A 24,087-nucleotide genomic window follows, 5' to 3' on the forward strand; every position below is an offset into this window, starting at 1 on the left:
TATGAACTTAATGATTGTAATTTTCAGTGCAATGCTAAAAGTATTACCCGGCGATTTTACTATAAATTATAATTTTGTATCAGGTACCATTGGCCCGCCAAATAGTTATAAATATTCTGTAACAATTGATGCTAAAGGCAAAGGAGTGATTACATTTACTCCAAACCAAGTTTTTGATACGGTATGGACAGAAAAATTTAATGTTCCGCGAAAAGAAATAAAAAAGTTTGCAAAGCAGCTTAAAACTTCCGGATTTTATGAAAACAGCTGGGCTAAAAAAGATAAATATCCAGTTGGTGGTAGTGTTGAATACCTTGAAATTACTGCTAATGGAAAGAAATATACAATCCCTACCTTTCCTGTTGATAAAGGAAATGCAGAAACCGTACTGAAATCAGTTAAATCATTTATTCCTCAAAATTTATTGGATTCGCTTATTGCCAAGAAAGAAAAGGCTATTGAAGAGTATATTAAATCAAAAGAACAATAAACGATTTTTAAAAGGCAAAAGACATAAGTTATAAGGGATAAGAAAGTTCAGGAATTAAAATACTAGATGTATTCTGTGAAAATCTGAATTCGCCTGAGTGAATCTATGCTAAAATTGAAATGATAAATGTTGAATGATTAATTTTAAATGGGAAAGTATTAAATAAATTTCCAAATATCTTCTATCAAAAGATTATCAAAAGTTTTAATATGATCCTTTAAAATATTTTCGGTTTTCATATTTGGGCGGATGTCGCAATAATAAACACCATCTAGCGGGTTTAATTTGACAGTATATCCTTTAAAATGTCCAGGCAGAAATGTAGAATTGATACCATATTCATTTTCTTTTTTTGTATTTTTCCTCTGTACATCATTTAAAAAAATGGCAATATGCGGAGTTCTTTTTTCGGTTAATTTATTGTAAAGGAATTTATCTATAAAGATTTTGTCTATCCTGTCTTTACTTGAAGTCTTAATTGATCCAATAACTTTTATATCATTATCCTTTTCAATGAAAAGATCATGTTGATAACTCATGTCAAATAATCTTTGACCATCAACCATAACAGGTACCTGCATTACGCCTGCTTTACATTCAATTCCGATTTCGTGAATTATTAAACGAACAAAATGTTCAAACAAATCACCATTAAGTTTTCTTGCTGTATTTGATTGTCCGGCAGGTAAACCGTCTAAAGCAGAACCAATAGATTGTTGGATGGTATATGTTGCATTATTAATGATTTCTCTAATGGAATTATCAGGTTTCTCAAGTGTTTTGATATTCTTCAGGATTTTAATATACTCGACAGATGCTTTTGAAAATGTTTTGAGATCATACATCAGCGAAGAATTTATCGGTCTTGTAATTTGAAAATTCCCTGCTTTTTTGTATTGATAAAATTGATAATGATTTTCGTTTTGAGAAACAATTATAGCTTGTAAATTATCAGAAATAAAATTCAAATATTCATTGCAAAAATTGATATAAGCATTAAGATCATTGAAATTATGTTTATCCTTAGCTTTGTTAACCAATTGCTTTAATGTCATCTTATAGAACTCCTTCTTTTTAAATTTTCAAAATCATATTTTAACCATTTTTCAATTGACCAACTTTCAACTGTTTCAATACGGGTTATAGTCCATTCTAAAAATTCAGGGGATAAATCGCAGGCTAACCATTTTCTTTGAAGTTGTTCGGAACAAACAGGAGTAGTACCTGAACCACAAAAAGGATCTAAAACTAAGTCGCCGATATTGGAAGAAGCAAGGATTATTTTTCTTAAAAGCTCTTCAGGTTTTTGAGTAGGATGAGGAGTTTTTTCATGCATACCATTACAAGTAGTTGGAATTTCTATAACATCTTTTGGTTTTGCGCCTAATGGATTTGGTTCCCAAATATGTTCTGAATTTTTCCCATTACCATATTGACTTGTTTCTGCCTGCGGATGACTTGGGTACTTTAAAGTATGTTCACCGTAAGGGATTCGAATATCATCAATATTTAATTTAAAGTTTTTTGATTTCCTGAAATGTAAAATGCTTTCATGACTTCTGCCCCAATCATTACCTAAATTAGCTTTATTTTTATAATGCCAAACAATCCAACGACAGGATTTAAAATATTTAGATGCAGGATGTTTTAAATCAGCTAATATTTCTGAGAAACCGCATACATAAAGAGTTCCAGTTGGTTTTAAAATTCTTGAAGCCTGTTCTATCCATAGCATTGACCATTTTATATATTCTTCCTGACTTTCAAAACTGTCCCAATCGGCTTTTTTAATATTATATGGTGGGTCAGCAAATATTAAATCAACACTTTCACTCTTTAAAGATTTAAGCCATTCGATGCAGTTTCCATTGTATAAGAATCCGTTTGGATGCTTATAAAAAACAACAGGGTTATCTTCGCTTTTATTTATCTCTATATTAAGTTTTTCCCCTTTTAATTGTAATTGTCCAAAAAATGTTGGCAGTTCTTTATTTCTCGCTAAATTAGGTCTCATTAGTTGTAATATATATCCCCCAAATTTAAAACATTTTTTCTAACATTCTAAAATTTGTTATGGTTATAATTTTTTTTCGATAATAATTATTTATTAATAACGAAACGTTAAACTATCCTGCGATCTTACTACTCAATTCAAGCCACCTGTCGGTTTTGGTTTCTATCAGAGAAATAATTTCTTCGTGGCGTTTTGATAATTCAACTATTTGCTGACTTTCCAGTTTGCCTGATGCAAAGGCCTCTTCAATTTCTGATTTTTCTTTTTCTAAATTTTCAATTTCCAGTTCAAGTGCTTCAAATTCCTTTTGTTCTTTGTAAGTAAGTTTAATTGGTTTTTCTTTAACCGGTTTTTCTTTTTTTTGCTGTTCGGGTTTTATTGAATTTACTTTTTCCTGTTCTTCAATTCTTTCTTTGTATTCAAGATATTGTGTATAGTTGCCCGGGAAATCGCGTACGACAGAATTTTCTTCGAAAACAAAAAGATGTTCTGCAATTTTATCCATGAAAAACCGGTCGTGTGAAACAATTACGATGCACCCATTAAAATTTTTAAGATATTCTTCAAGTACATTTAATGTAATAATATCAAGGTCGTTGGTGGGTTCATCCAGAATTAAAAAATTCGGATTTTTCATCAGTACCGTCATAAGGTACAACCGACGGCGTTCTCCGCCGCTAAGCTTTCCAACAGGTGTGTACTGCATTTCGGGGGTAAACAAAAAATGTTGCAAAAATCCCGATACAGAAATGTTGCACCCGTTACTCATTTTAACTACTTCTGCAACATCTTTTGCAATATCAATAACCCGCTGATCTTCTTTAAAAGTAATCCCTTCCTGTTTGTAATACCCCATGGATACGGTTTCGCCTACATCAATAGTTCCTGAATCGGGAGGAATTAATCCGGCAATGATATTAAGTAAAGTGGTTTTTCCGCATCCATTTCTTCCAACAATACCAATACGTTCATTGCGTTTGAATGTATATTCAAAATTTTCGAGAAGGTCGATGCCTTCAAATTTTTTACTGATATAATTTATTTCAAGAATTTTTTTACCAAGCCTGGTACCTTGCAGGTCAAGATGCATATTTCTTTCCGTTCTTTTTCCTGAAGCAATTTCTTTAATATCGTAAAATGAATCGATGCGGCTTTTCGATTTTGTAGTTCTTGCCTTTGGCATACGGCGCATCCATTCGAGTTCTGTACGTAAAATATTTTGTGCTTTTTCAATTACGGTATTTTCAAATTGTATGCGTTCGTCGCGTTTCTCAAGGAAATATGAATAATTTCCCTTATGACGAAAAAGTTTTCCATCATCAATTTCAATGATGTCGTTACAAACCCTGTCGAGGAAATAACGGTCGTGAGTAACCATCAGCAAAGTACTTTTGCATCGCTGTAAATATTTTTCAAGCCAGATGATCATTTCCAGGTCAAGATGGTTTGTAGGTTCATCAAGAATAAGAAGATCGGGCTCGCTGATTAACGCATTGGCTAAAGCAAGGCGCTTTTTCTGACCGCCCGATAATTCAAATATTTTTTGCTTAAGGTTAGTAATATTTAGTTGGCCAAGGATTTGTTTTATCTGCGTTTCATAATCCCAGGCTTTATTTATTTCCATGGCATCGGTAGCATCGGCAATCATCTTGCTGTCGCCCGAAACCAAAGCTGCTTCATAATTTTTTATAATATTGATTATCGATTTTGATGAAGCAAAAACTCCTTCGAGCACACTAAGCGATTCGTTGAATTCCGGGTTCTGGTCAAGGTAAGTAAATGAAATATCATTACGGAAAACAATACTTCCGGTATCTTTTGATTCAAGCCCTGCAATAATTTTTAGCATGGTTGATTTCCCGGTGCCATTTCGGGCAATCAGCGCTATCTTTTGGTCTTTGTGTACTCCGAAAGAAATATTCTTGAACAATAATTTTTCTCCAAATGATTTGGAAATATTTTCAACCTGCAGATAAATCATTGGAGTTTACTATTAATAAGAAAAATAAATGCAAACGAATAATAAGAAAGTGAAAATTAAAGTTTGTCGCCAAGCTCTTTTAATTTATCAGAAAGCATATTCACAAAATTCTGTAAAGGAGTTTTGGCAAGCATTTCCATCATCATATTTAATTCGGCATTAATAATTATTTTACCTGATGATTGGTTTTCTTTATCTTGTTTTATTTCACATTCCAAAGTAAATTTAATAGGAGTATCATCGCCGGAAGTCATTACTATTTTAGAAGAAGGTACGCGTTCAATAATTTTCAGCGATAGGTCGGCCATATTTTTAATGGTAAAAGAGCAACTGTCCTTATCCGATTTCCAGTTGATAACCTGTTCAGGCATTAGTTTTCCGAAGTTGTTCATGTCGCCCAGAAAAGTGTACATCTTCTCGGAAGAATTATTTATTTGGGCTATATTGCTTTCTATTCTTGTCAAGTGAAATTATTTTAGAATTATAAAAAATATAATCATGCACTGAATACATCAAACTTTTTGACTTACGGTCAACCTGAGCTTGTTGAAGGCAATGCGGGTAAACTGTAAACTAAATTATTTACCCCATTCTTCAGGTTTCTCGCGCCATTTTTCGAGAGTAGCAAGATCCTTTTCAAGGATGTAAGCATTTTTTACAGCCTGCTGAATAAGGAATGAGTAATTGCTAAGCGTTGCTACAGGACATTTGGCTTTAGCGAATGCCTGTTCAGCAACAGGGAATCCATAAGTAAAAATTGCTGCCATTCCTTTTACTTCACATCCTGCTTTACGAAGCGCCTCAACAGCTTTAAGACTACTGCCTCCTGTTGAAATCAAATCTTCAATAACAACAACTGATTGTCCGGATTCAATAACACCTTCAATCTTATTTTCTAGTCCATGTGTTTTTTCCGACTGGCGGACATACACAAATGGCAAGCCCATTTCCTGTGCAACAAGTACTCCCTGTGGTATTCCGGCGGTAGCAACTCCTGCAATTACATCAGGTATACCGAATTCATCGGTTATCACTTTTACAAACTGTTGACGGATATAGGTTCTCACTTTCGGATATGACAGGGTTTTCCTGTTATCACAATAGATCGGCGATTTCCATCCCGATGCCCATGTAAAAGGTTTAGCAACTTCCAATTTTATTGCTTTAATTTGCAGAAGGAATTCTGCAACCTTTAATGCGGATTCTTCATTTAATTTCATGTAGCAAATGTATAAAGTTTTTATTAATAATAAATGCATCGTGTTCTCAAATGATAATGAAAATTTGAATATACCCGGTGTAAAAGTTCATCAATTCGTGTCTAAAGAAACACTTATGCCTGTTATCGATGTGTTTGAAAAAGAAAAGAATTCCGATAAACTTTATGTAACAGGCGATGGTAATAAAATTATTTCTTTATTTCCGGTTATTGAAGCGGCAGGGGGAATTGTAAAAAAAAATACAGGTGAAATTCTTTTCATCTTCCGTTACGGGAAATGGGATCTTCCCAAGGGAAAATGCGATGAGGGTGAAAAACCTCGCGAAACAGCTGTAAGAGAAGTGATGGAAGAAACAGGAGTGAAAGGACTTTCAATAATAAAAGAACTTATACCGACATACCATACCTATAGATTAGACGGAGAGAGGGTAATTAAAAAAACCTGGTGGTTCGAAATGTCATATTCCGACGATTCGGCAATTACACCACAGCTAATTGAAGATATTACATTGGTAAAATGGCTTTCCCGTAAGGATATTCCCTGGGCTATGCGCGATTCATATGCTTCTATTATTGAATTGCTTACACAAACAGGGTATTTGTAAAATCTATTTTTTTTCTTTGGTAATTAGTTTTAATAATCCATCAAGGTATTGGCTTGGTGCTTCTGCCGGGTTCTGATAAATTTTTCCTTCAGGGTCAATTAAAAAATACGTGGGAAATGCTTTGATATTGTAGTCATCAAGAAGCTTGGTATCATTGCCCCAATACAGACATGTAAAATTGAATTTTTTATTTTGCTGCATAAAATGATAAAAGGTCATAAATTCTTTATCGCATGATATTCCTATAAAAGTAATTTTTGTACCGTATTTTTTTATTAAACCATCAATCAGTTCCATATCGCTTATACAGGGCACGCACCAGGTATTCCAGAATATCAGGTAAACATATTTGTCTTTATTCAATTCGGCTAAAGTATAGCTTTGTCCATTCATGTCTTTGAGTGAAAATGCCGGCGCAACAGAGCCTTTAATAAGTTTTGTTAAAAGAGTAATTATATTTTCAGAAGCAATTTTATGTTTTGGAAATTTGGTATTGTCCGCGAGGTATTGCAGCATGTGGATAATTGATTCAGGTGAATATTGATTGGAATAAAATAATTTTACAAGACTTTTAATAGCTACCATTTCTCTAAGAACTTCGTTTTTAAGTATTGTATCTTTGCCAAGAGAATCAAGGAAAGCAGGAAAACTTCCTAAAACATTTATTGTTTTATTAAGGTCGCCGGCTTTGATATTGGGTGATACTGATATGATGTAACTTTCAAAGAAATTATTAAAAAATTCCATATATCCTGTATTTTCATATAATACCGGTTGATCGAGAAAATATTTTTTTGCAAAGGTGAGGTTACTTTTAAGTTGTGCCATTTGTTCAATAGCAGCAAAGCGGTATCTGACCAGAGCATCGAAATAACTATTTTTATCAATGCTGTATTTTTTATTTACCTGAACGCGGAATGAATCGATCTTGGCTTTGTTACGCTGCTTGATTAAAGTTATGTAATTTTTATAAATGAAAGCATCATAATCATTATTGAATTTTGATACCATGTTATTCAATTCTGTTGAGTCCGAATTTTCAATAATTACTTCAAGTATTTTAGGATCAAGATAAGGATTGGTTTTGTCATTTATAGAATTGCAGTCGTTGCAGGAAATTTTCAGATTGTAAGTTTTATTTGGTTCAATATATAAAGGAGCTTGTGATGTCCCTATTTTAATATAAGTAAAAATAGTTTCTTCAATTTTAAAAGAAAAATTGAATTTCCCTGAAGTGTCAATTTTTCCTGAAGCTATTTTTTCCAATGAATAGCTTAGCATGTCTGTGTATTTGAAAACATCAATTGTTTTACTTTCAACATTCTTAACTATTCCTTTCAAATTAACCTGCTGAGCCTGAATTGAAGAGGATATTAAGAAAATAAGTATGATTAAAATGTTTTTTTTCACGAGAAATAATTTTCTTGATAAATAACGTTATGTTATAACGTTTAGTGTGAATTTCAAAATTAATAAACTTTCATAAATCAGGTTAAAATTACATTTAATTATCAAAAACCAATAATATCAGGAATAAAAGGAATTACAATGTGATAAAGTTAGTCTTAATCGTAAGGTTGTTGGTAATGATAAAAAATACTTTATAACTTAAAGATTTATCTTTTAGTAAGGTTTTTTAATATTAATACTTGATTTTAAGGCCTGAATTGCCTATATTTATAAATCATAACCAAAACTAAAAACCTTATGAAAAAAGCAGTACTAATGATTGCTCTACTCTTCTTTTTTCATTATTCCTTCTCCTTGCAGTATCCAATTTGCAAGACCTTATTAAATGTTTCAGATAATAATGTTTTTGATCCTATTTCATCTGTTTATGATGGAAACTTTTTATCAATTATTTCAGATACTCCTAATGATACCACTGCTTATTTATTTCTAGACCCTGAAAGCAAAACAATTTATTTGTCATTAATGCTTGATAATTCTGCTAAAATTTCATTACTTGTTCTGGATATTATAGGAAATGTGGTTTGGTCAATACCCGAAACCAGATACGATATGGGAAAGGTATTATTATCGGGCGCTTTGGATTTGAATCATGGACAATATATTGTTAAAGTATTGAAAAACGGAAACGTTTACAAAACCCAGAAGATTCTCTTAATCAAATAGTGTTTTAGTTGAGAATAAAAGCGGCTGTCTGATTTATCCAGACAGCCTGCTTTTTTAAGGATAAGCTTTGGGGTTAGCCTTTCCGTTATTTTTTATTTTCTTTACTTTCTTCTATTTGTTCGGCTTTCATTTTATCCACTCTCTCCTGGTACTTTTTGCTAAGCTTTACTCTTTGTTCGGGATTGCAAACATTGAGCATATATAGATTATGTGATACACCCAGGTAATTTATTTGGCTATAAATATCAGATATTTCTTTTACAAGAGAATCAATAATGATTGAATCTGGCTTGGGATTGGCAAGCTGAGAGTATACTGAAATCTCCAGGTCTTCCATTTCATAATAAAGAACTTCACGGGAACTATCCGTTTCATTATTTTCTTTTTTAATTTGGGCTTTTTGTTCGGGTGATAATCCCAATTCATTATTTACATATTCTCTTATTCTTTGGCGGGGATTATTTTCTTCCATATACTTACGGAAATACCAGCGATGATATAAAATAGTTGAAATGGTTGCAATGTTTGTAACCAACAGGAATATCAAAAGCCAGTTTTTTATGCGGTTTTTTGTAATGTAACTCATAATGCTGATTTTAATATTCTGAAATATTACTGGTTAAAAGATCCTGGCTGTTGGAAATATCATTACTCTTGGTTTGTTGTTCCTGTGATGAGCCGAGATATTGATAATTGCGTTCAGCAATTGTAATCCCGGAATATATTGCAATACCAATGATAATGGTTATGATGAATGTATTGATAAATACCATTGCAGGACGTAAAGTTGTTCTTAAGGGAGAAGTATTTTCCAATCGACCTGATAATCGGGTATAAAAATATTCGCCGGGAGAAGTATTTTTTTCTTCGGTAATGATGTTTTCAAAACCCGATAAAAGCTTGTACTGCTCCATGCATGAAGGGCATTTGGAAAGATGTTGGCGAATATCGTTGGCCTCATCATTTTTCAAAGTTCCTTCTGCAAGAAAAAACAGTTTGTTTTTTATTTGTTTGCAGTTCATAATAGTAAGCTTTAGAATTTAGACATTAAATGTTATATATACTTGCGCTTTAGTTTAGTTAAAATGTTGATTTTTTATATTTCAATAATTTTTTTTGTAATCCTAACTTAGCCCTGTGAATAAGCGATTCAACTGCCGACAGAGATGTTTCCATGACTTCAGCAATTTCATTATAAGATAAATCGTCGAATTTGGAAAGGGTGAAAGCCACACGCTGGTTGTGTGGAAGTGAATCGATTGCCTGGTGAAGCACTTTTTTCATTTCCTTACGCTCAACATTGTCTTCATTTACCGAAGGTTCATTTATTTCAGTTTGTCTTTCTTCATCTTTTACTCCTGAAAATAATTGTTCAATAGGGTAAATGAGTTTTGAATATTTGTATTTCCTGATATGATTTAGCGACTTATTTACACTTATCCTGTAAACCCATGTTGAAAGTTTTGAATCGCCCCTGAATTTAGAGGCTGAGCGATAAATTTCAATGAAAACATCCTGGGCAATATCTTCAGCATCTTCTTTATTGTGAACAAACCCAAAGCAAACATGATATACGTTTTTACGGAAATTGTTTACTAATTCCCTAAACGCTTTTTCATCTTTTTCAAGAAGCCCTTTGATTATTTCCTGTTCGTTCACAAATAAAAATTCTACGAATAAAAGGTTAAAAGCATAAAAGAAAAATCGTTCATGAATTCATGTTTAATCAGAAAGTGAGATTTACCCCGATACTTGGCATCAAAGGCAATTGGTTGACACGTTCGCCAGTAATACGGTCGGTATAAAAAATATTTTTACGGTTATAAAGATTCGTAGCGCTGATATTAATTTCAAGATTTGAATTTTGTCCAATAATAAAAGTTCTTTTGATTGTAGCATCTAACCTGTGATAATAGGGAAGTCTGCCACCATTTATATCAGCATATATAATTTCTATATCACCATTTGTTGTTGTATAATCAGTGTTTATACCATCGCTGAAAGTTATATTTTCGTAATATCCCTGAGTTAAAGTGAACGGGAACCCGGAACCAAGATTCCATCGAATATCCAGCCCCCATTCAAAATTTTTACCAAAAGTGTACGAACTTACAAGGTTCACATTATGTCGACGGTCATAATGGGGTACATAATTAACAATGCCGTCGTAACGGTTAACCCAGCCTAAAGAGTATACGCACCAAAAATAAATCTGTCGGTAGGTATATTTTACAGCTATATCAGCGCCTTTAGCACTTCCGGTTTCAATGATGAAATCTTTTTTAAGATAATCTGCTTCATCAGTATTTTGATCATTGTCGTCAAAAATCTTATTGCGGTTAATATTTGAAAGTTGCGGAAAATATTTATAGTAACCTTCAATGTTTACGGTAAGGTGTTTTACCGGATCGAATTCAACACCAAAAATTAAATGATCGGAAAGTTGCAATTTATTTTTTAATTCTTTGCCATCAAATTCAGTTTGAAGATTTTCCGGTCCTGACAGGAAGCCATAAAAAAGATTTACAACATCCCTGTCGGATGTAGTACTGATGAGGTTTTGTGAATACATACCTGCAGCTAACTTCATTCTGATTTTATCGGATAAATTATATTTTACAGCAAGACGAGGCTCAGGCGACATGGTTGCAAGTGATGCATAATATTGAAGTCGGAAACTTGGTTCGAATAAAAATTTACCCAAGGTTTTTTTGTATTTGAAATAACCTGCAGCTTCAGTAGTATTATCATTCTGTGAAATTTTGCGGTTCATAGAATTAAAATAATAGAAATCTGTTTTGAATCCGAGCATTTCAATACCCCAGCGGGCTTCGTCTTTGCCAAGGAAATAAGTAAAGTTAAGACCCATGTTAAAACCACTGATTTCGCTTTTCCTGGGATCTTTATTCTCTTCTTCCATGGAAATATTATATTTTGAATATGCAAGATTTCCCTGGAATAATATTGATGAATTTGATGGAACAAGTACGAAATTTGTTCCTGCCCCGGTTGTTTTCCAATTAAAATTGGATATGGATTTATAATTTACCTGGTCGTTAAAATTAAAACCGTAGAAATTTATTTTATTTCCATTAGCCCCGTTCATTGAAATTTTTCCGTAAAGGTCGGTATAATTAAAAGGCAGGCCGGCTGTGTCAACATATTGATAAAATACTTTTGAGCTTTGTTTCAGGTATGAATTTTTTGCAGAAAAAATAAATGATGTGCTTCCTCCGCCAACTTCTTTTTCTTTTTTCAGTGGACCTTCAAGAAGTAATTTTGATCCGAAAGGACTTGCAGAAACTTTTCCGGCAATTCTTTTTTTGTTTCCATCACGTGTTGTGATATCCATTACAGAAGAAATTCTGTCGCCGTATTCTGCGCCAAATCCACCTGTATAAACATCTGCATTACGAAGTATATCGGTATCAAAAACGGAGAAGAGTCCGATAGAGTGAAAAGGATTATAAACAACCATTCCGTCAAGAAGAACTTTGTTTTGTATGGGTGAGCCTCCTCGTATATATAATTGTCCTCCCTGGTCGCCGGTAAAAATTACACCGGGTAAAACCTGTAAATACTGAGCCAGGTCAGCTTGTCCGCCGACAGAGGGAATTTGCTGAATTTGCTTGGCAGTGATTTTAATTACTGATGTTTTTGTTTCTGTTTTAACGTCTTCTTTTTCAGCGGAAATATTTATTTCTCTTAACGAGATATTTGATTTTTTTAATTTGATATTTTTTGCAACAATATCACCGGCTTTCAAATCTATTGGTTCTTTAATACTGTCGAACCCGACATAAGTAACTATTAAGTTATACGAACCTTGTGGTATTTTAGAAATAACATAATATCCGTTAACATCAGTAACAGCGCCATATTGCGTTCCTATAAGATAAACACTGGTAAAAATAACGGGTTCACCGGTTTCTTCTTCTGTTATAAACCCTTTAATGCTGGCGTTTTGAGAAAAAGAAAAGAAGGATAATAATATAAAAATAAGGCAGAATAAAAAGCGTATTTTCATTGGTCTCAGTAATTTTGCGTGTAAAGATAAAAGATTCTTCTGTTAAATTACTTTTGAGAATAATTTTTTTTGTTAATAGTGCAGGTTTCAGAAATAAAAAGTGGTATGAAATGAATATATTTAATGTAATATCTGATAAATTAATTCTTTCATTAATTCTCCGTCGGGAACGGAGGCATTATCAATTCCTTTACTTTTTAAATCGTATTTTTTCAGAAGTGAAATGATTTGTTTGGTTTTTTTATAATTATAATTACCTGCAGCAATTTGGTAATCGACAAAAAAGTAAGGATTAATGCCGAGTTCAGCGCTGGCAATGCTTTTCGATTTATCGCGCAAGCTGTGAAGCAGTAATATTTTTGAATAAAAATTAAAAAGAATTCCAATAACTTTTATGTTTGGATTTTCTTTTTCGTTAGCTGCAAAATAATTGATGATTTGATTTGATTTCAGGATATCTTTTTTTCCCAATGAGCGTTGAAGTTCAAAAACATTAAAATCTTTACTGATGCCAATATAATATTCAATATGCGAAGTGGTAATTTCAGAACCTTCAGGAACATTAATGGAAAGTTTATTCAGCTCATTGGTGATTTTGCTAAGGTCGGAGCCAAGATACTCTGAAAGAAGTAATGCTGTTTCGGGGCGAATGGTGTAATTTTTTTTCTTCAGAAAATTCTGGATCCATGAAGGCAACTGATTATCGTAAAGTTTATCAGAATTAAAAAGAACGCCATTTTTATCGATTATTTTCGCTAACGATTTTCTGCGGTCGATGGTTTTATACTTGTAACAAATAACAAGTATTGTTGAGGCTAATGGTTTTTCAATATAGTATTCCAAAAGTCCTTTTTCTTTTTCGCGGCCATCAGGCACAAGACTTTTCATTCCCTGTGCTTCTTTCACAATAACCACCTGGTAATTCGACATCATAGGGAAGCGTTTGGCGTAGCTTATAACTGCTGAAACATCAGCATCGCGCCCATATATAATGGTTTGATTAAATTCCTTTTCGGTATCATTTAAAAGATTTGCAGCAATATAATCGGATATTTCATCAATAAAATATGGTTCATCGCCCATAAGAAAATATACCGGGCGATAAATTTTTTTTTCGAGTTCGTTGATTATTTCTTCGAATTTCATTTAAGAGGAGTGCGTTTTTTTATTCATTGTAATCAAAGTACAAATGTTTAACCGTTTGTCCGTTATTTATCAACTGGTTCAGTGAGTCAATGCCAATCTTTAAATGTTCTTCAGTAAATTGCATGGATACTTTTTTGTCGCTTTCTTCTGTTTTCACTCCTGAAGAAATCATAGGTTGATCGGAAACCAGCAGTAATGCTCCCGATGGAATATGATTGGCAAAGCCTACGGAAAAAATTGTTGCCGTTTCCATATCTACAGCCATAACACGGATATTCCGTAAATAATTTTTAAAATCTTCATCATGTTCCCAAACCCTTCTGTTTGTAGTATAAACGGTGCCTGTCCAATAGTCATGATTGTGATCACGTATAGTGGTAGAAACAGCTTTCTGTAAATTAAATGCAGGAAGAGCAGGAACTTCAGGAGGGAAATAGTCGTTTGATGTACCTTCACCTCTGATTGCAGCAATAGGCAGAATCAAATCGCCAAGATTATTTTTCTTTTTTAGCCCGCCGCATTTTCCCAGGAAGAGCGCTGCTTTGGGTTTTGCAGCACTTAATAAATCCATTATCGTGGCAGCATTAGCGCTACCCATTCCAAAATTAACGATAGTAATGTTGTTTGCAGTAGCTGAAGGCATGGATTTATCCTGTCCTTTTATTTCTGCATTATAAGTTTCCGCAAACATCCTGACATACCTGTTGAAATTGGTAAGTAAAACGTATTCGCCAAATTCTTCAAGTGCAGTACCTGTATAACGCGGCAGCCAGTTTTCAACAATTTCTTTTTTAGTTTTCATAAAAAAAATATTTAGAACAAAATTACTTCTTTTTCTATTAAGAATTAGGATTTTTTACATTTGTACTTTAATAAAAACATGAGGCAATTAAATTTACCTGAATATTCTTTTCGCTTCAGGCAACGGAATGATAAAACACAAGTATTCGATATTATCCGAAAAAAATATATTGTGTTAACTCCCGAAGAATGGGTAAGACAGAACTTTGTTGCATGGCTTATTCATGAAAAGAAATTTCCAACCGGTCTTATTGGTATTGAAAAAGAAATTACTTTAAATGGTTTAAAAAAACGATATGATATTGTCATATATAATTTAAATCACAGACCGGAAATGTTGATTGAATGTAAAGCGCCTGATATTGCTGTTTCCCAGAAAGTATTTGATCAGATCGCAATATACAATATGGTAATGCATGTTAAATACCTGATTGTAACAAATGGGTTAGAACATTTCTGCTGTACTATGGACTTTGAAAAACAAAAATATTTTTTCCTGGATGACATTCCTGAGTACACTCAATTATTTGGAAACAGGTAAAAATTTTAGTAAATTGCACGAAATTTATAATTACATGAAAAACATAAAATACATTATATTTTTTCTTACGATTATTCCATTTATCTCATTATCTCAAAGTCATTATTTTAAGCTGCCAGCAACAGTTACGGAAAGCGATTATATGTCAAAAACAATTATCATTAAAATTAAAGAAATATACCGTAATCAGTGCAATGAAAAAGGAGTGAATATTGATAAACTTTCAAAAGCATTTAACTCGATAGGTGCATATAATATTATAAAGAAATTTCCCGGTAAGGAATCTCCTAAAACTAAATTAAACAGGTATGGCGAAAAGATGGAAGACCTCTCACTTATATATGAGCTAAAATATAATACTGGGTTTAATATTGAAAAAGCTATAAATATCATGCTTGCCAGTGGTGTACTTGAGTTTGCAGAACCACATTATCTTGCTCAGTTATTTTATGTCCCTAACGATCCTTATGCAGATACTGCAAATAATTCATTTTCGCAATATCATCTGAATTTGATCAAAGCATACCAGGCATGGGATATTCAGAAAAGTGACACAAACATTGTTATTGGAATTACCGATACCGGGGTTGATTTATTTCACCCTGACCTTTATAATAATATCAAGAAAAATTATTATGATACCATTAACGGAATTGATGATGATGCTGATGGGTTTACCGATAATTTTTTTGGCTGGGATATGGCAGAGAATGACAGCAGTCCTCAATGGCAGGTTATTGGTCATGGGGTTTTTGTTTCCGGTTTGGCATCGGGAATTGCTGATAATTCACAGGGTGGGGCCGGAGTAGGTTTTAATGCTAAATTTTTACCCGTTAAGATTTCTGATGCATCAGGAGTAATAACTATGGGGTATGAAGGAATTGTATATGCTGCAGAACATGGATGTTCAGTTGTTTGTTGTTCTTGGGGCGGTTTGGGCGGCGGACAATACGGGCAAACGATCGTTAATTATGCAACGAACAATTGTAATGCTTTGGTTATAGCTGCTGCAGGGAATTCAAATAATAATGCCACATATTATCCGGCTTCATATGATAATGTATTAAGTGTTGGCGCAACCAATTGGTACGATCATTTATGGCATGATTCCACAAGTGCTTTTGGTTCATCATATGGTTTGCATGTTGATCTATGTGCTCCCGGTCAGGGGATTTTTTCAACATGGATCAATGCCGGATACCTTGGAGGGCAATCCGGAACTTCCTTTGCTGCTCCTATTGTTAGCGGAGCTGCGGCATTGGTAAAATCACAATTTCCTTCGTATTCAGCTATTCAAATTGGCGAACAATTAAAATTAACGACAGACAATATTGATACAATTCCATACAATGCTCCCTGGGTGGGAATGATGGGGACCGGACGGCTAAATATATACAAAGCTTTAACTTTAGATAATATTCCATCTATTGTGATGACATCGAAATCGATTACCGATAATAATGATGAACTTCATACAAGTTTTGATACATTGAGAATTGTTGGAACATTTAAAAATTATCTTGCTCAATCTTCAAATTCACTAAAGGTTTCGCTAAGCTCCACCAGTTCTTATGTTTCAATTCTTAATTCATCAACTTTACTTGGAATGATGAATACGTTTGAAGAAAAAATGAATTCTGCAGACCCTTTTCTTGTAAAGATATTACCCGGTGTTCCTGTAAGTACACAAATTGATTTTAAACTTACTTTCGAAGATGCAACTGTTGGTTATAAAGCATATCAGAGTTTTTCAATTGTTGTAAATGTTGATTATATTGATATCGATACAAATAAGGTTGCAACAACAATTACAAGCAAGGGTAAGATTGGATATAACTTGACAACAAACTTTAGTCAGGGTGTTGGTTTTACATATAAAAATAGTTCTTCCTATATGACTATTGGTGGACTTATGCTTGGTACAAGCACATCACAGGTTTCTGATAATGTTTATGGAGATGTAAGTAATCATTTTGATAATGATTTTAAAACCAAAACTGTTGTTCATAGGGTTGAACCTACTGAAAAATCGGACTTTGAAACATTATGCGTTTTTGATGATAGTCTTGCTCCTGTTTCTACAAGGTTAAATGTAACAGTTACTCATAAAACGTATACATGGTCTTCGGCTCCTGATGATAAATATATCATTATGGAATATTCCATCAAAAATAATGGTACACAAACTTTAAGTAATTTATATGCAGGTTTGTTTATGGATTTTGATATGAGTGGCGAGGATATTCAAAAAGACAAGATCGATTATGATGCAACAAATAAAATGGGTTATACTTATTCATTAAACAGTAGTCCTTATGCTGCAATAAAATTATTATCTTCGGGAACAGTTCATCACTATGCATTTGACAAGGACGGGGCCTCCAATGGGACTTCTGCCAGTATCAATATTGAAAATGGATTTACCAGTTATGAAAAATACAGTGCATTAAAAATTAATCAATCAAGAAACACTACATCTCAGAGTGGTAATGATGTTGCTGATCTTATCAGCACCGGACCATTTGTTATTACACCGGGCGATTCGGAAGTAGTTGCATTTGCTCTTATTGCCGGCGACCACCTGGCAGATATACAGAGTTCGGCTGTAGCCGCCGATAATTATTATAACCATTATGGTATCGATGAAATGTTCCCTGATAACCCTGTTGCTACTCTTCATGTTTTCCCAAATCCTGCTGTTAATGAATTAAACGTTTCATTTGATCTGCAAACTTCATCATCTGTTGAAGTATCTGTTGTGGATATTAACGGAAGAGTTATTCTTAAAAAGAATTTAGGAAAGCTAATGTTTGGAGATCATCATCAAACTATTGATATTACAAGTGTTTCATCGGGAACATACTCAGTATTGCTTTCTGCAGGAAGTTATCGCAGAACAGGAGAAATTACCATAACAAAATAGCAAATTATTAATTTATTTTTTAACGATGAATTTAAAAGATATACCAGAGGAGTTTATAAATTTTTTATTAGTAACATCATTCTCCCTTATTATAGGCCTTGCCCAGCGTCGCCTTCATCCTTCCAACGAAGAGTTCAAACCTTTTGGTACCGACCGTACGTTTACTTTTATCGGGATACTTGGTTTTATATTATGCATGGTAACACCCGGTGAATACTGGCTTTTCATGGGTGGCGGATTTGCAATACTTATCTTTCTGGCATTATATTATTACATGCGTTTGGTGAATATGCGCATTTATGGTATCACAACAATTATTGTTGCCATTATAACTTATTGTTTGGCTCCGCTTGTGATTACCCAGCCAAGATGGTTGTTTTTACTCGTTATTGTAACAGTTCTTATTTTTACTGAACTCAAAGAATCATTTGGCGTGATATCAAAAAAATTCGACAAGGATGAATTCATTACATTGGGGAAATTCCTTGTTATTGCAGGAGTTATTCTTCCTATTTTTCCTGATGAACCTTTTGTAGAATATTTAAATATCACACCCTATAAAGTTTGGCTGGCTGTTGTAGTAATATCAAGCATCAGTTATTTGAGTTACCTGCTTAAGAAATTTGTTTTTCCAAAAAGCGGGATTTTAGTTTCCGCATTGCTTGGAGGCATATACAGCAGCACTGCCACTACACTTATTTTATCACGTAAAAGTAAATCGTCAGGGAAAAATCAAAATCAATATGCAGCAGGTATTATACTTGCTACAGCGATGATGTATGTCCGCATACTTATTATTTTATTCATATTTAATGCTGCACTTTTTTCTATACTTTTACCGGGTTTTGCAATATTAATTTTGATTTCGTTCGTTGTAACTTATGTTATTTTCCGGTTAAAACCTGAGCATGTAGAAGAGCAGAACAGACATATTGGTTATGATAAAAACCCTTTGGAATTTAAAGTGGCTTTGCTTTTTACGGTTCTGTATGTACTGTTTACTTTTATTACTTATTATGTTATAAGCAATTTTGGCATTAAGGGACTTAATATCCTTTCATTGATTGTAGGTGTTACCGATATCGATCCTTTTCTAATAAATTTATTCCAGGGAAGATATGACGTAGGAATGAACATACTTGCTATTGCTACATTACAGGCTATTATAAGTAACAACATTGTAAAAGCACTTTATTCACATTTCCTTGCAAACAAGAAAATTTTATGGACACTTCTGCTGGGATTTTCAGTAATCATTATTGTTAACATAATCGTTACAGTGTTTTTTTATATGTCATAAGTCAATAAAATTTCCTTTATCTGTAATCCTTTATTATTAGTATTTTTGGCGTTTCTAATATTCCGTTAATAAAAATTATAACAAATATGTTATCAGGCGAATTGTTGAAGAACGGATTTACAGTTAATCATATTGTAATCGTAAAATACGCTGAAACAAATATTTCTTTAACTGTTTTTGATTCATTACAGAATACATTCATAGCATTTGAAAAGCTGGCATTTCAAAGCAGGAGTATCTTTTCAGAGAATATACAGGAAACAGAAATTGGCAAAATGCTGATCCATAAAGAAAAAACTTTTGGTAAAATTATCTTGCTTATTGATAATCCTGTTTTCACGATCATTCCCGGTGAACTGTACCGGGAGCATGACAAAGTAAAATATTTATTGCATACACATTCCTATCACGAAAATGAAGGCGAGCATTCCGATCATTTAAAAAATATGGGTTCGTATAATGTATACTGGTTGCCATACGATATGAAAAGTTTTGCAGCAAAGCATTTTCTTACATATGAATTAAAGCATTTCGCAACGATTTTTACAAATTATTGTTTGTCATTAAACAAAAAAAACGAAGCGATGTATATTCATGTTGGGGCGAATATCATATATGTTACTGTGGTTTCAGGGGGAAAGCCGGTATTATGTAATGCTTATAAATATAATACTATTGAAGATTTTACATTTTATATTTTAAAAGTTTATCAGAAAATATTTCAGAAACCGGATAGCGCTTCTTTATTAATTTCGGGTGAAATTGAAAAAATTTCTGAATATAAAACTACGATATCAAAATACATACGGAATGTTGATTTTATTATGAACAGTGAAGAATTTAAGTATGGTGAAGGAATTTCAAAAATGCCATTACCTGTAAATAATATTTTATTCAGTACACCATTATGCGTATAGTAAGCGGAACACACAAGTCGAGAATAATAAAACCTCCAGCAAACCTTCCGGTTCGCCCAACCACAGATATTGCCAAGGAAAGTTTGTTCAATGTTTTGGCAAACAGGATTGATATGGAAACAGTAAATGTTCTTGACCTGTTTTCGGGAACAGGAAGCATATCGTATGAATTTGCTTCCCGAGGTGCATTAAGTGTTACTTCGGTTGATATTGAAAAACGCTGTATCGATTTTATACATAAAGCATCAGCGGAATTTAAATTTACAAATATAAAAATACTGCGAAACGATGTGTTCACTTTTATAAAGATATGCAAAGTGAAATACGATATTATATTTGCCGACCCGCCTTACGAAATGCCCAGAATTGAAACTCTCCCTGACCTGGTATTTGAAAAAAATATTTTAAATGAGAATGGGATTTTTATTCTTGAACATACTGAAAGGTTGAATTTTTCTGCTAATCCACACTTTATGGAAAAGAGAAATTACGGGAAAGTAAATTTTAGTTTTTTTAAAAACGTTTAATTCATTTGTCTTCAGACTAAAGAATTAAAAAAATATTTTTTGTAACTAATCAGTATGGAAAATTATTTATACCGACAGAAAAGAGTTTTGCAAAATTTTTTTTTGTTTTCTATACGGTATAACTCGTTCTAAACAGTTTTGCCTTTGCAAACCTGATAAGAACGAGTATAAAACACGAAATTATATCGTATTTAATCGTGATTTTATCTTGGTTTTCTAATTTTATTAACTTTGAATTTTTAATAACTTATAATTTTTCTACCTGATTTCGATGAAATCAGACATAAAATAGATATTCAGGAAAAACAGGTTTTAATTATGAAATATCCATGTGAGCGAGCCTATCCGATTGGCAAAGCGGGTAACTATAAAATTTAAACAGATGAAAAATACAAAGACAAAAAATATTGCAGTGTTCCCGGGTTCACTCGATCCTATTACTAAAGGTCATGAATCGGTTATTATCAGGGCTGTTCCGCTGTTCGATGAAATAATTGTTGCCATAGGTGAAAACTCGCAGAAGAAAAATTATTTCTCGCTAGAGCAACGAAAAAAATGGATTGAAAAAGTTTTTAAAAAATATCCTTCAGTGAAAGTTAAGGTGTATTCAGGACTTACTGTTGATTTTTGTAAAAAGCAAAAAGCAAAATATATTTTGCGCGGCTTGCGTACATCGGCCGATTTTGAATTTGAACGCAGCATAGGACAGATGAATAAATGCATACATCATGATATTGAAACTATTTTTATGCTGACAGCGCCGGAATATACACACCTCAATTCTTCCATCGTGCGCGACATTCATCGTTACGGAGGAAGCGTTAAAAAATTTGTTCCTGATGGTGTTGAATTAAAATAAAATTTAAGATACTTCATACTAATTCAAAAGCGCCAATGAAAAAATACTTTTCCATTTTTGTTTTTATTTTCTTCTACATCACTTTGCCATCACAAAATATAACATCATCAAAAAAGGCAAAGGAAGCAGGCCCAGTACTCGATTCATTAATTAAGTCATGTGCCGCGTCAATTCGCCCCGACAGCATTCGTTCATACCTAAGCACGCTTGAAAATTTCGGTACACGATTTTGCCTGGCCGATAATCACCGTGATGTAGCGGTGTGGATTAAAAATAAATATATCTCCTTAGGATATACAAATACGGTTCTTGATTCATTCCTGATGACCGACCAGTGGAATTCGCAAACCTATACACTATACCAGTACAACGTTGTTGCTACGCTTGAGGGTACACAGGCTCCCGATGAAATATATATTGTTGGCGGGCATTACGATTCCTATGTTTCGGGCACAACAGCATTAGTGAGCGCGCCGGGTGTTGATGATAACGGAACATCGGTGGCTGCAAGCCTTGAAGTTGCAAGAGCATTTAAAGAAAATAATTTTCATCCTAATAAAACTATTAAGTTTATTGCATTTGCTGCTGAAGAATTAGGACTGAACGGTAGCAGGTATTATGCAGAACAGGCAAAAGCGAATGGGGATAAGATTCAGATGATGATAAATTTCGATATGATCGGAACCAATCATGAAGCGCAGGGTGCATGGCATATCAACTTTGTAAATTACGAAGGTTGCGAAAATATTACTTTGTTTGCTCATGAAATTGCAAGTAATTATACAACATTAACTGCTGTTGATGTGAATAGCAATTCGTCGGGTTCGGATAGCTACAGTTTCTGGACAAATGGTTTTCCTGCAATATTCCTGCAGGAATACGAATTCAGCACAGTGTATCACACGGTAAATGATTTATTGATAAATGTTGATACGACATACTGTGCTGAAATTACTAAAGTTGCCTGTGGCATGTTGTTGCAGTCGGTTGAATCGCCAAAGATTGTAAGCGGGCTATCTGTTAGCGATGTTGGCGACGGAGTATCGCTTTATGCTTCGTGGCAAAAATTAAACGAAGCTGATGTTACCGGTTATATGGTTAATGTTGGAAATTTATCGGGCGATTATGATTCCACATATTATACAACAGATACAACTATTGTTGTTTCCGGTTTAACGGAAGGAACATTATTTTACATTGGTGTGAAGGCTGTGGATATTGATGGCGATAAAGGATTGGCTTCATATGTATCAGCAATACCTTTGTCGATACCGCGCACACCAACAGGTTTGGAACAACTGGTTTCCACATCGAATATAAAATTAGGTTGGAAAAAAAATATGGAGCTCGATATGGAAGGATATAATATTTACAGGAGTGATGCAGCAAACGGAACTTATGAAAAAATAAATTCTGCAATGGTTGCCGATACTGTATATACCGATAATACTGCCGATGCGCATACTTTTTATTATTACGAAATTTCTGCGGTTGACAGCGCTTTGAATGAAAGCATATTGTCGGCTGCAATTAAAACAAGAGTGATCACTCACGATATGGGAATTTTAATTGTTGACGATTCGGAAGGAGGATGGCTTAACCCAACCGACCAGCAGGTTGATGATTTTTATAATAATATTTGTGAAGGGTTTACTCTTGCAAATTATGATGCTACCGACAGCACAAAAATTTATCTTGCCGATATGGGTGCATATTCAACATTATTGTGGCATATAAACCGCAAGATTAACAAACCTGTTTTTTATAAGAATCAAAATGAAGTAAAGAAATTTCTTGAATCGGGCGGGAATCTTTTATTTACTTGTTATGAACCGCAGGGTGCAGCACAAAACATAAATGGCTATCCTTATACATACAATGCAGGTGATTTTATTTATGATTATTTGAAGATAGCAAGTTCCGAAGAAACCGACGAAGGCTTGTTCATAGGTGCAAAACCATTTGCTGCCGGTTATGATTCGCTTTATATTGATACCTTGAAAACCTTGGCAAATAATCAACATCATGTTTTTAATATTGAAGCAATAAATCCGAATAGCGAAGGCAACACAATTTATTCTTACGATTCGTATTTTAATCCTTCTGTCCCTGCAGGCAATATGATAGGGAAAAGCGTAGGAGTGGAATACCTCGGAAGCGATTACAAAGTTGTTACGCTTAGCGTTCCTTTATACTTTATAAAATTTGATGAAGCGAAAAATTTTGTTCAGTATGTAATGCATGAGAAATTTGATGAAGCCATTGATGTTCCTGAAATGCAAAGCAGCAACGGAAAATTTTTATTTACATTATTCCCAAATCCTGCAAGCGATGAATTAAATATTACAATTAATTCCGCTGAAAATAAAAATGCAACACTTGAGATTTATTCCATTAGCGGAAAACTTATAAAGCAATATAAATTTAATTGCTCTAAAGGATTACAATCTAAATATATTGATATTACTGCAATTCCCGAAGGTTTTTATTTTTGTAAAATAAAAGCCGGAAATAATTATTGTGTGAAAAAATTGGTGGTGGGGAGGTAACGGATTGGCGGTATGTTTTTGTTGCCGATTTCGAAGCACTTCACTGTCAAGT

22 protein-coding genes are annotated in these 24,087 nt (G+C 33.5%); 10 read left to right on the plus strand and 12 right to left on the minus strand.

Features of this window, described 5'->3' with window-relative positions; genetic code table 11:
- Nucleotide 1: 1 nt before the first annotated feature.
- Nucleotides 2–490, plus strand: a complete 489-nt coding sequence (locus PKK00_03260; protein ID HNW97416.1) for a hypothetical protein — start codon at nt 2–4, stop codon at nt 488–490.
- A 158-nt stretch (nt 491–648) separates the two neighbouring features.
- Here the strand turns inward: PKK00_03260 and PKK00_03265 are convergent, their stop codons facing one another.
- From PKK00_03265 to pyrE, 5 genes are all read right to left on the minus strand, one after another.
- Nucleotides 649–1,545 carry a hypothetical protein gene (locus PKK00_03265; protein ID HNW97417.1) on the minus strand — a complete coding sequence of 299 codons (897 nt, stop codon included), beginning with the start codon at nt 1,543–1,545 and terminating at the stop codon, nt 649–651.
- Nucleotides 1,542–2,504, minus strand: coding sequence for a site-specific DNA-methyltransferase (locus PKK00_03270; GenBank protein ID HNW97418.1), 963 nt, complete (start codon nt 2,502–2,504; stop codon nt 1,542–1,544). The genes PKK00_03265 and PKK00_03270 overlap by 4 nt, the downstream gene beginning before the upstream one ends.
- A 112-nt stretch (nt 2,505–2,616) precedes the next feature.
- Nucleotides 2,617–4,485, minus strand: a complete 1,869-nt coding sequence (locus PKK00_03275) for an ABC-F family ATP-binding cassette domain-containing protein (protein ID HNW97419.1) — start codon at nt 4,483–4,485, stop codon at nt 2,617–2,619.
- Nucleotides 4,486–4,541: 56 nt separating this feature from the next.
- Nucleotides 4,542–4,949 (minus strand): hypothetical protein, encoded by a 408-nt coding sequence (locus PKK00_03280; GenBank protein ID HNW97420.1) that lies wholly within the window; start codon nt 4,947–4,949, stop codon nt 4,542–4,544.
- A 114-nt stretch (nt 4,950–5,063) separates the two neighbouring features.
- On the minus strand, nt 5,064–5,705 hold the full coding sequence (pyrE, locus tag PKK00_03285; GenBank protein ID HNW97421.1) for an orotate phosphoribosyltransferase: 642 nt from the start codon (nt 5,703–5,705) through the stop codon (nt 5,064–5,066).
- Nucleotides 5,706–5,712: 7 nt separating this feature from the next.
- Between pyrE and PKK00_03290 the strand changes: the two genes are divergently transcribed.
- On the plus strand, nt 5,713–6,309 hold the full coding sequence (locus tag PKK00_03290) for an NUDIX domain-containing protein (protein ID HNW97422.1): 597 nt from the start codon (nt 5,713–5,715) through the stop codon (nt 6,307–6,309).
- A gap of 3 nt (nt 6,310–6,312) precedes the next feature.
- Here the strand turns inward: PKK00_03290 and PKK00_03295 are convergent, their stop codons facing one another.
- The gene (locus PKK00_03295; protein ID HNW97423.1) at nt 6,313–7,719 is read right to left on the minus strand and encodes a TlpA disulfide reductase family protein; all 1,407 of its coding nucleotides are present in this window, start codon (nt 7,717–7,719) and stop codon (nt 6,313–6,315) included.
- Between the two features lie 297 nt (nt 7,720–8,016).
- Between PKK00_03295 and PKK00_03300 the strand changes: the two genes are divergently transcribed.
- Complete coding sequence (locus PKK00_03300) at nt 8,017–8,445, plus strand: hypothetical protein (GenBank protein ID HNW97424.1); 429 nt, start codon at nt 8,017–8,019, stop codon at nt 8,443–8,445.
- Between the two features lie 85 nt (nt 8,446–8,530).
- Here PKK00_03300 and PKK00_03305 read toward each other — a convergent pair whose 3' ends face one another.
- The 6 genes from PKK00_03305 to PKK00_03330 all read right to left on the minus strand — a co-directional run bounded on the left by PKK00_03305 (nt 8,531) and on the right by PKK00_03330 (nt 14,420).
- Nucleotides 8,531–9,031 carry a hypothetical protein gene (locus PKK00_03305; protein ID HNW97425.1) on the minus strand — a complete coding sequence of 167 codons (501 nt, stop codon included), beginning with the start codon at nt 9,029–9,031 and terminating at the stop codon, nt 8,531–8,533.
- 10 nt (nt 9,032–9,041) lie between these two features.
- Nucleotides 9,042–9,467, minus strand: coding sequence for a zf-HC2 domain-containing protein (locus tag PKK00_03310; protein ID HNW97426.1), 426 nt, complete (start codon nt 9,465–9,467; stop codon nt 9,042–9,044).
- Between the two features lie 58 nt (nt 9,468–9,525).
- On the minus strand, nt 9,526–10,104 hold the full coding sequence (locus tag PKK00_03315; protein HNW97427.1) for an RNA polymerase sigma factor: 579 nt from the start codon (nt 10,102–10,104) through the stop codon (nt 9,526–9,528).
- A 67-nt stretch (nt 10,105–10,171) separates the two neighbouring features.
- Nucleotides 10,172–12,472 (minus strand): TonB-dependent receptor, encoded by a 2,301-nt coding sequence (locus PKK00_03320; GenBank protein ID HNW97428.1) that lies wholly within the window; start codon nt 12,470–12,472, stop codon nt 10,172–10,174.
- 120 nt (nt 12,473–12,592) lie between these two features.
- Nucleotides 12,593–13,618 (minus strand): DNA polymerase III subunit delta, encoded by a 1,026-nt coding sequence (gene holA / locus PKK00_03325; GenBank protein ID HNW97429.1) that lies wholly within the window; start codon nt 13,616–13,618, stop codon nt 12,593–12,595.
- Between the two features lie 19 nt (nt 13,619–13,637).
- Nucleotides 13,638–14,420 carry an AMP nucleosidase gene (locus PKK00_03330; GenBank protein HNW97430.1) on the minus strand — a complete coding sequence of 261 codons (783 nt, stop codon included), beginning with the start codon at nt 14,418–14,420 and terminating at the stop codon, nt 13,638–13,640.
- A gap of 78 nt (nt 14,421–14,498) precedes the next feature.
- On the opposite strand from PKK00_03330, the gene PKK00_03335 reads away from it, so the two are divergent.
- From PKK00_03335 to PKK00_03365, 7 genes are all read left to right on the plus strand, one after another.
- Entirely contained in the window at nt 14,499–14,960 is a 462-nt protein-coding gene (locus PKK00_03335; protein ID HNW97431.1) for a type I restriction enzyme HsdR N-terminal domain-containing protein, read from the plus strand.
- Between the two features lie 34 nt (nt 14,961–14,994).
- Nucleotides 14,995–17,883 (plus strand): S8 family serine peptidase, encoded by a 2,889-nt coding sequence (locus PKK00_03340; protein ID HNW97432.1) that lies wholly within the window; start codon nt 14,995–14,997, stop codon nt 17,881–17,883.
- A 25-nt stretch (nt 17,884–17,908) separates the two neighbouring features.
- Nucleotides 17,909–19,183, plus strand: a complete 1,275-nt coding sequence (locus PKK00_03345; GenBank protein HNW97433.1) for a DUF4010 domain-containing protein — start codon at nt 17,909–17,911, stop codon at nt 19,181–19,183.
- 86 nt (nt 19,184–19,269) lie between these two features.
- Nucleotides 19,270–20,100 (plus strand): DUF3822 family protein, encoded by an 831-nt coding sequence (locus PKK00_03350; protein HNW97434.1) that lies wholly within the window; start codon nt 19,270–19,272, stop codon nt 20,098–20,100.
- Complete coding sequence (locus PKK00_03355) at nt 20,091–20,627, plus strand: RsmD family RNA methyltransferase (protein ID HNW97435.1); 537 nt, start codon at nt 20,091–20,093, stop codon at nt 20,625–20,627. Before PKK00_03350 ends, PKK00_03355 begins: the two co-directional genes overlap by 10 nt.
- Before the next feature lie 382 nt (nt 20,628–21,009).
- Nucleotides 21,010–21,486: a pantetheine-phosphate adenylyltransferase gene (gene coaD, locus PKK00_03360; protein HNW97436.1), complete on the plus strand. Its 477-nt coding sequence runs from the start codon at nt 21,010–21,012 to the stop codon at nt 21,484–21,486.
- 35 nt (nt 21,487–21,521) lie between these two features.
- Nucleotides 21,522–24,035 (plus strand): M20/M25/M40 family metallo-hydrolase, encoded by a 2,514-nt coding sequence (locus PKK00_03365; GenBank protein HNW97437.1) that lies wholly within the window; start codon nt 21,522–21,524, stop codon nt 24,033–24,035.
- Nucleotides 24,036–24,087: the final 52 nt, after the last annotated feature.

The sequence above is a fragment of the Bacteroidales bacterium genome (assembly GCA_035353855.1).
GTDB lineage: Bacteria > Bacteroidota > Bacteroidia > Bacteroidales > CG2-30-32-10 > DAOQAK01.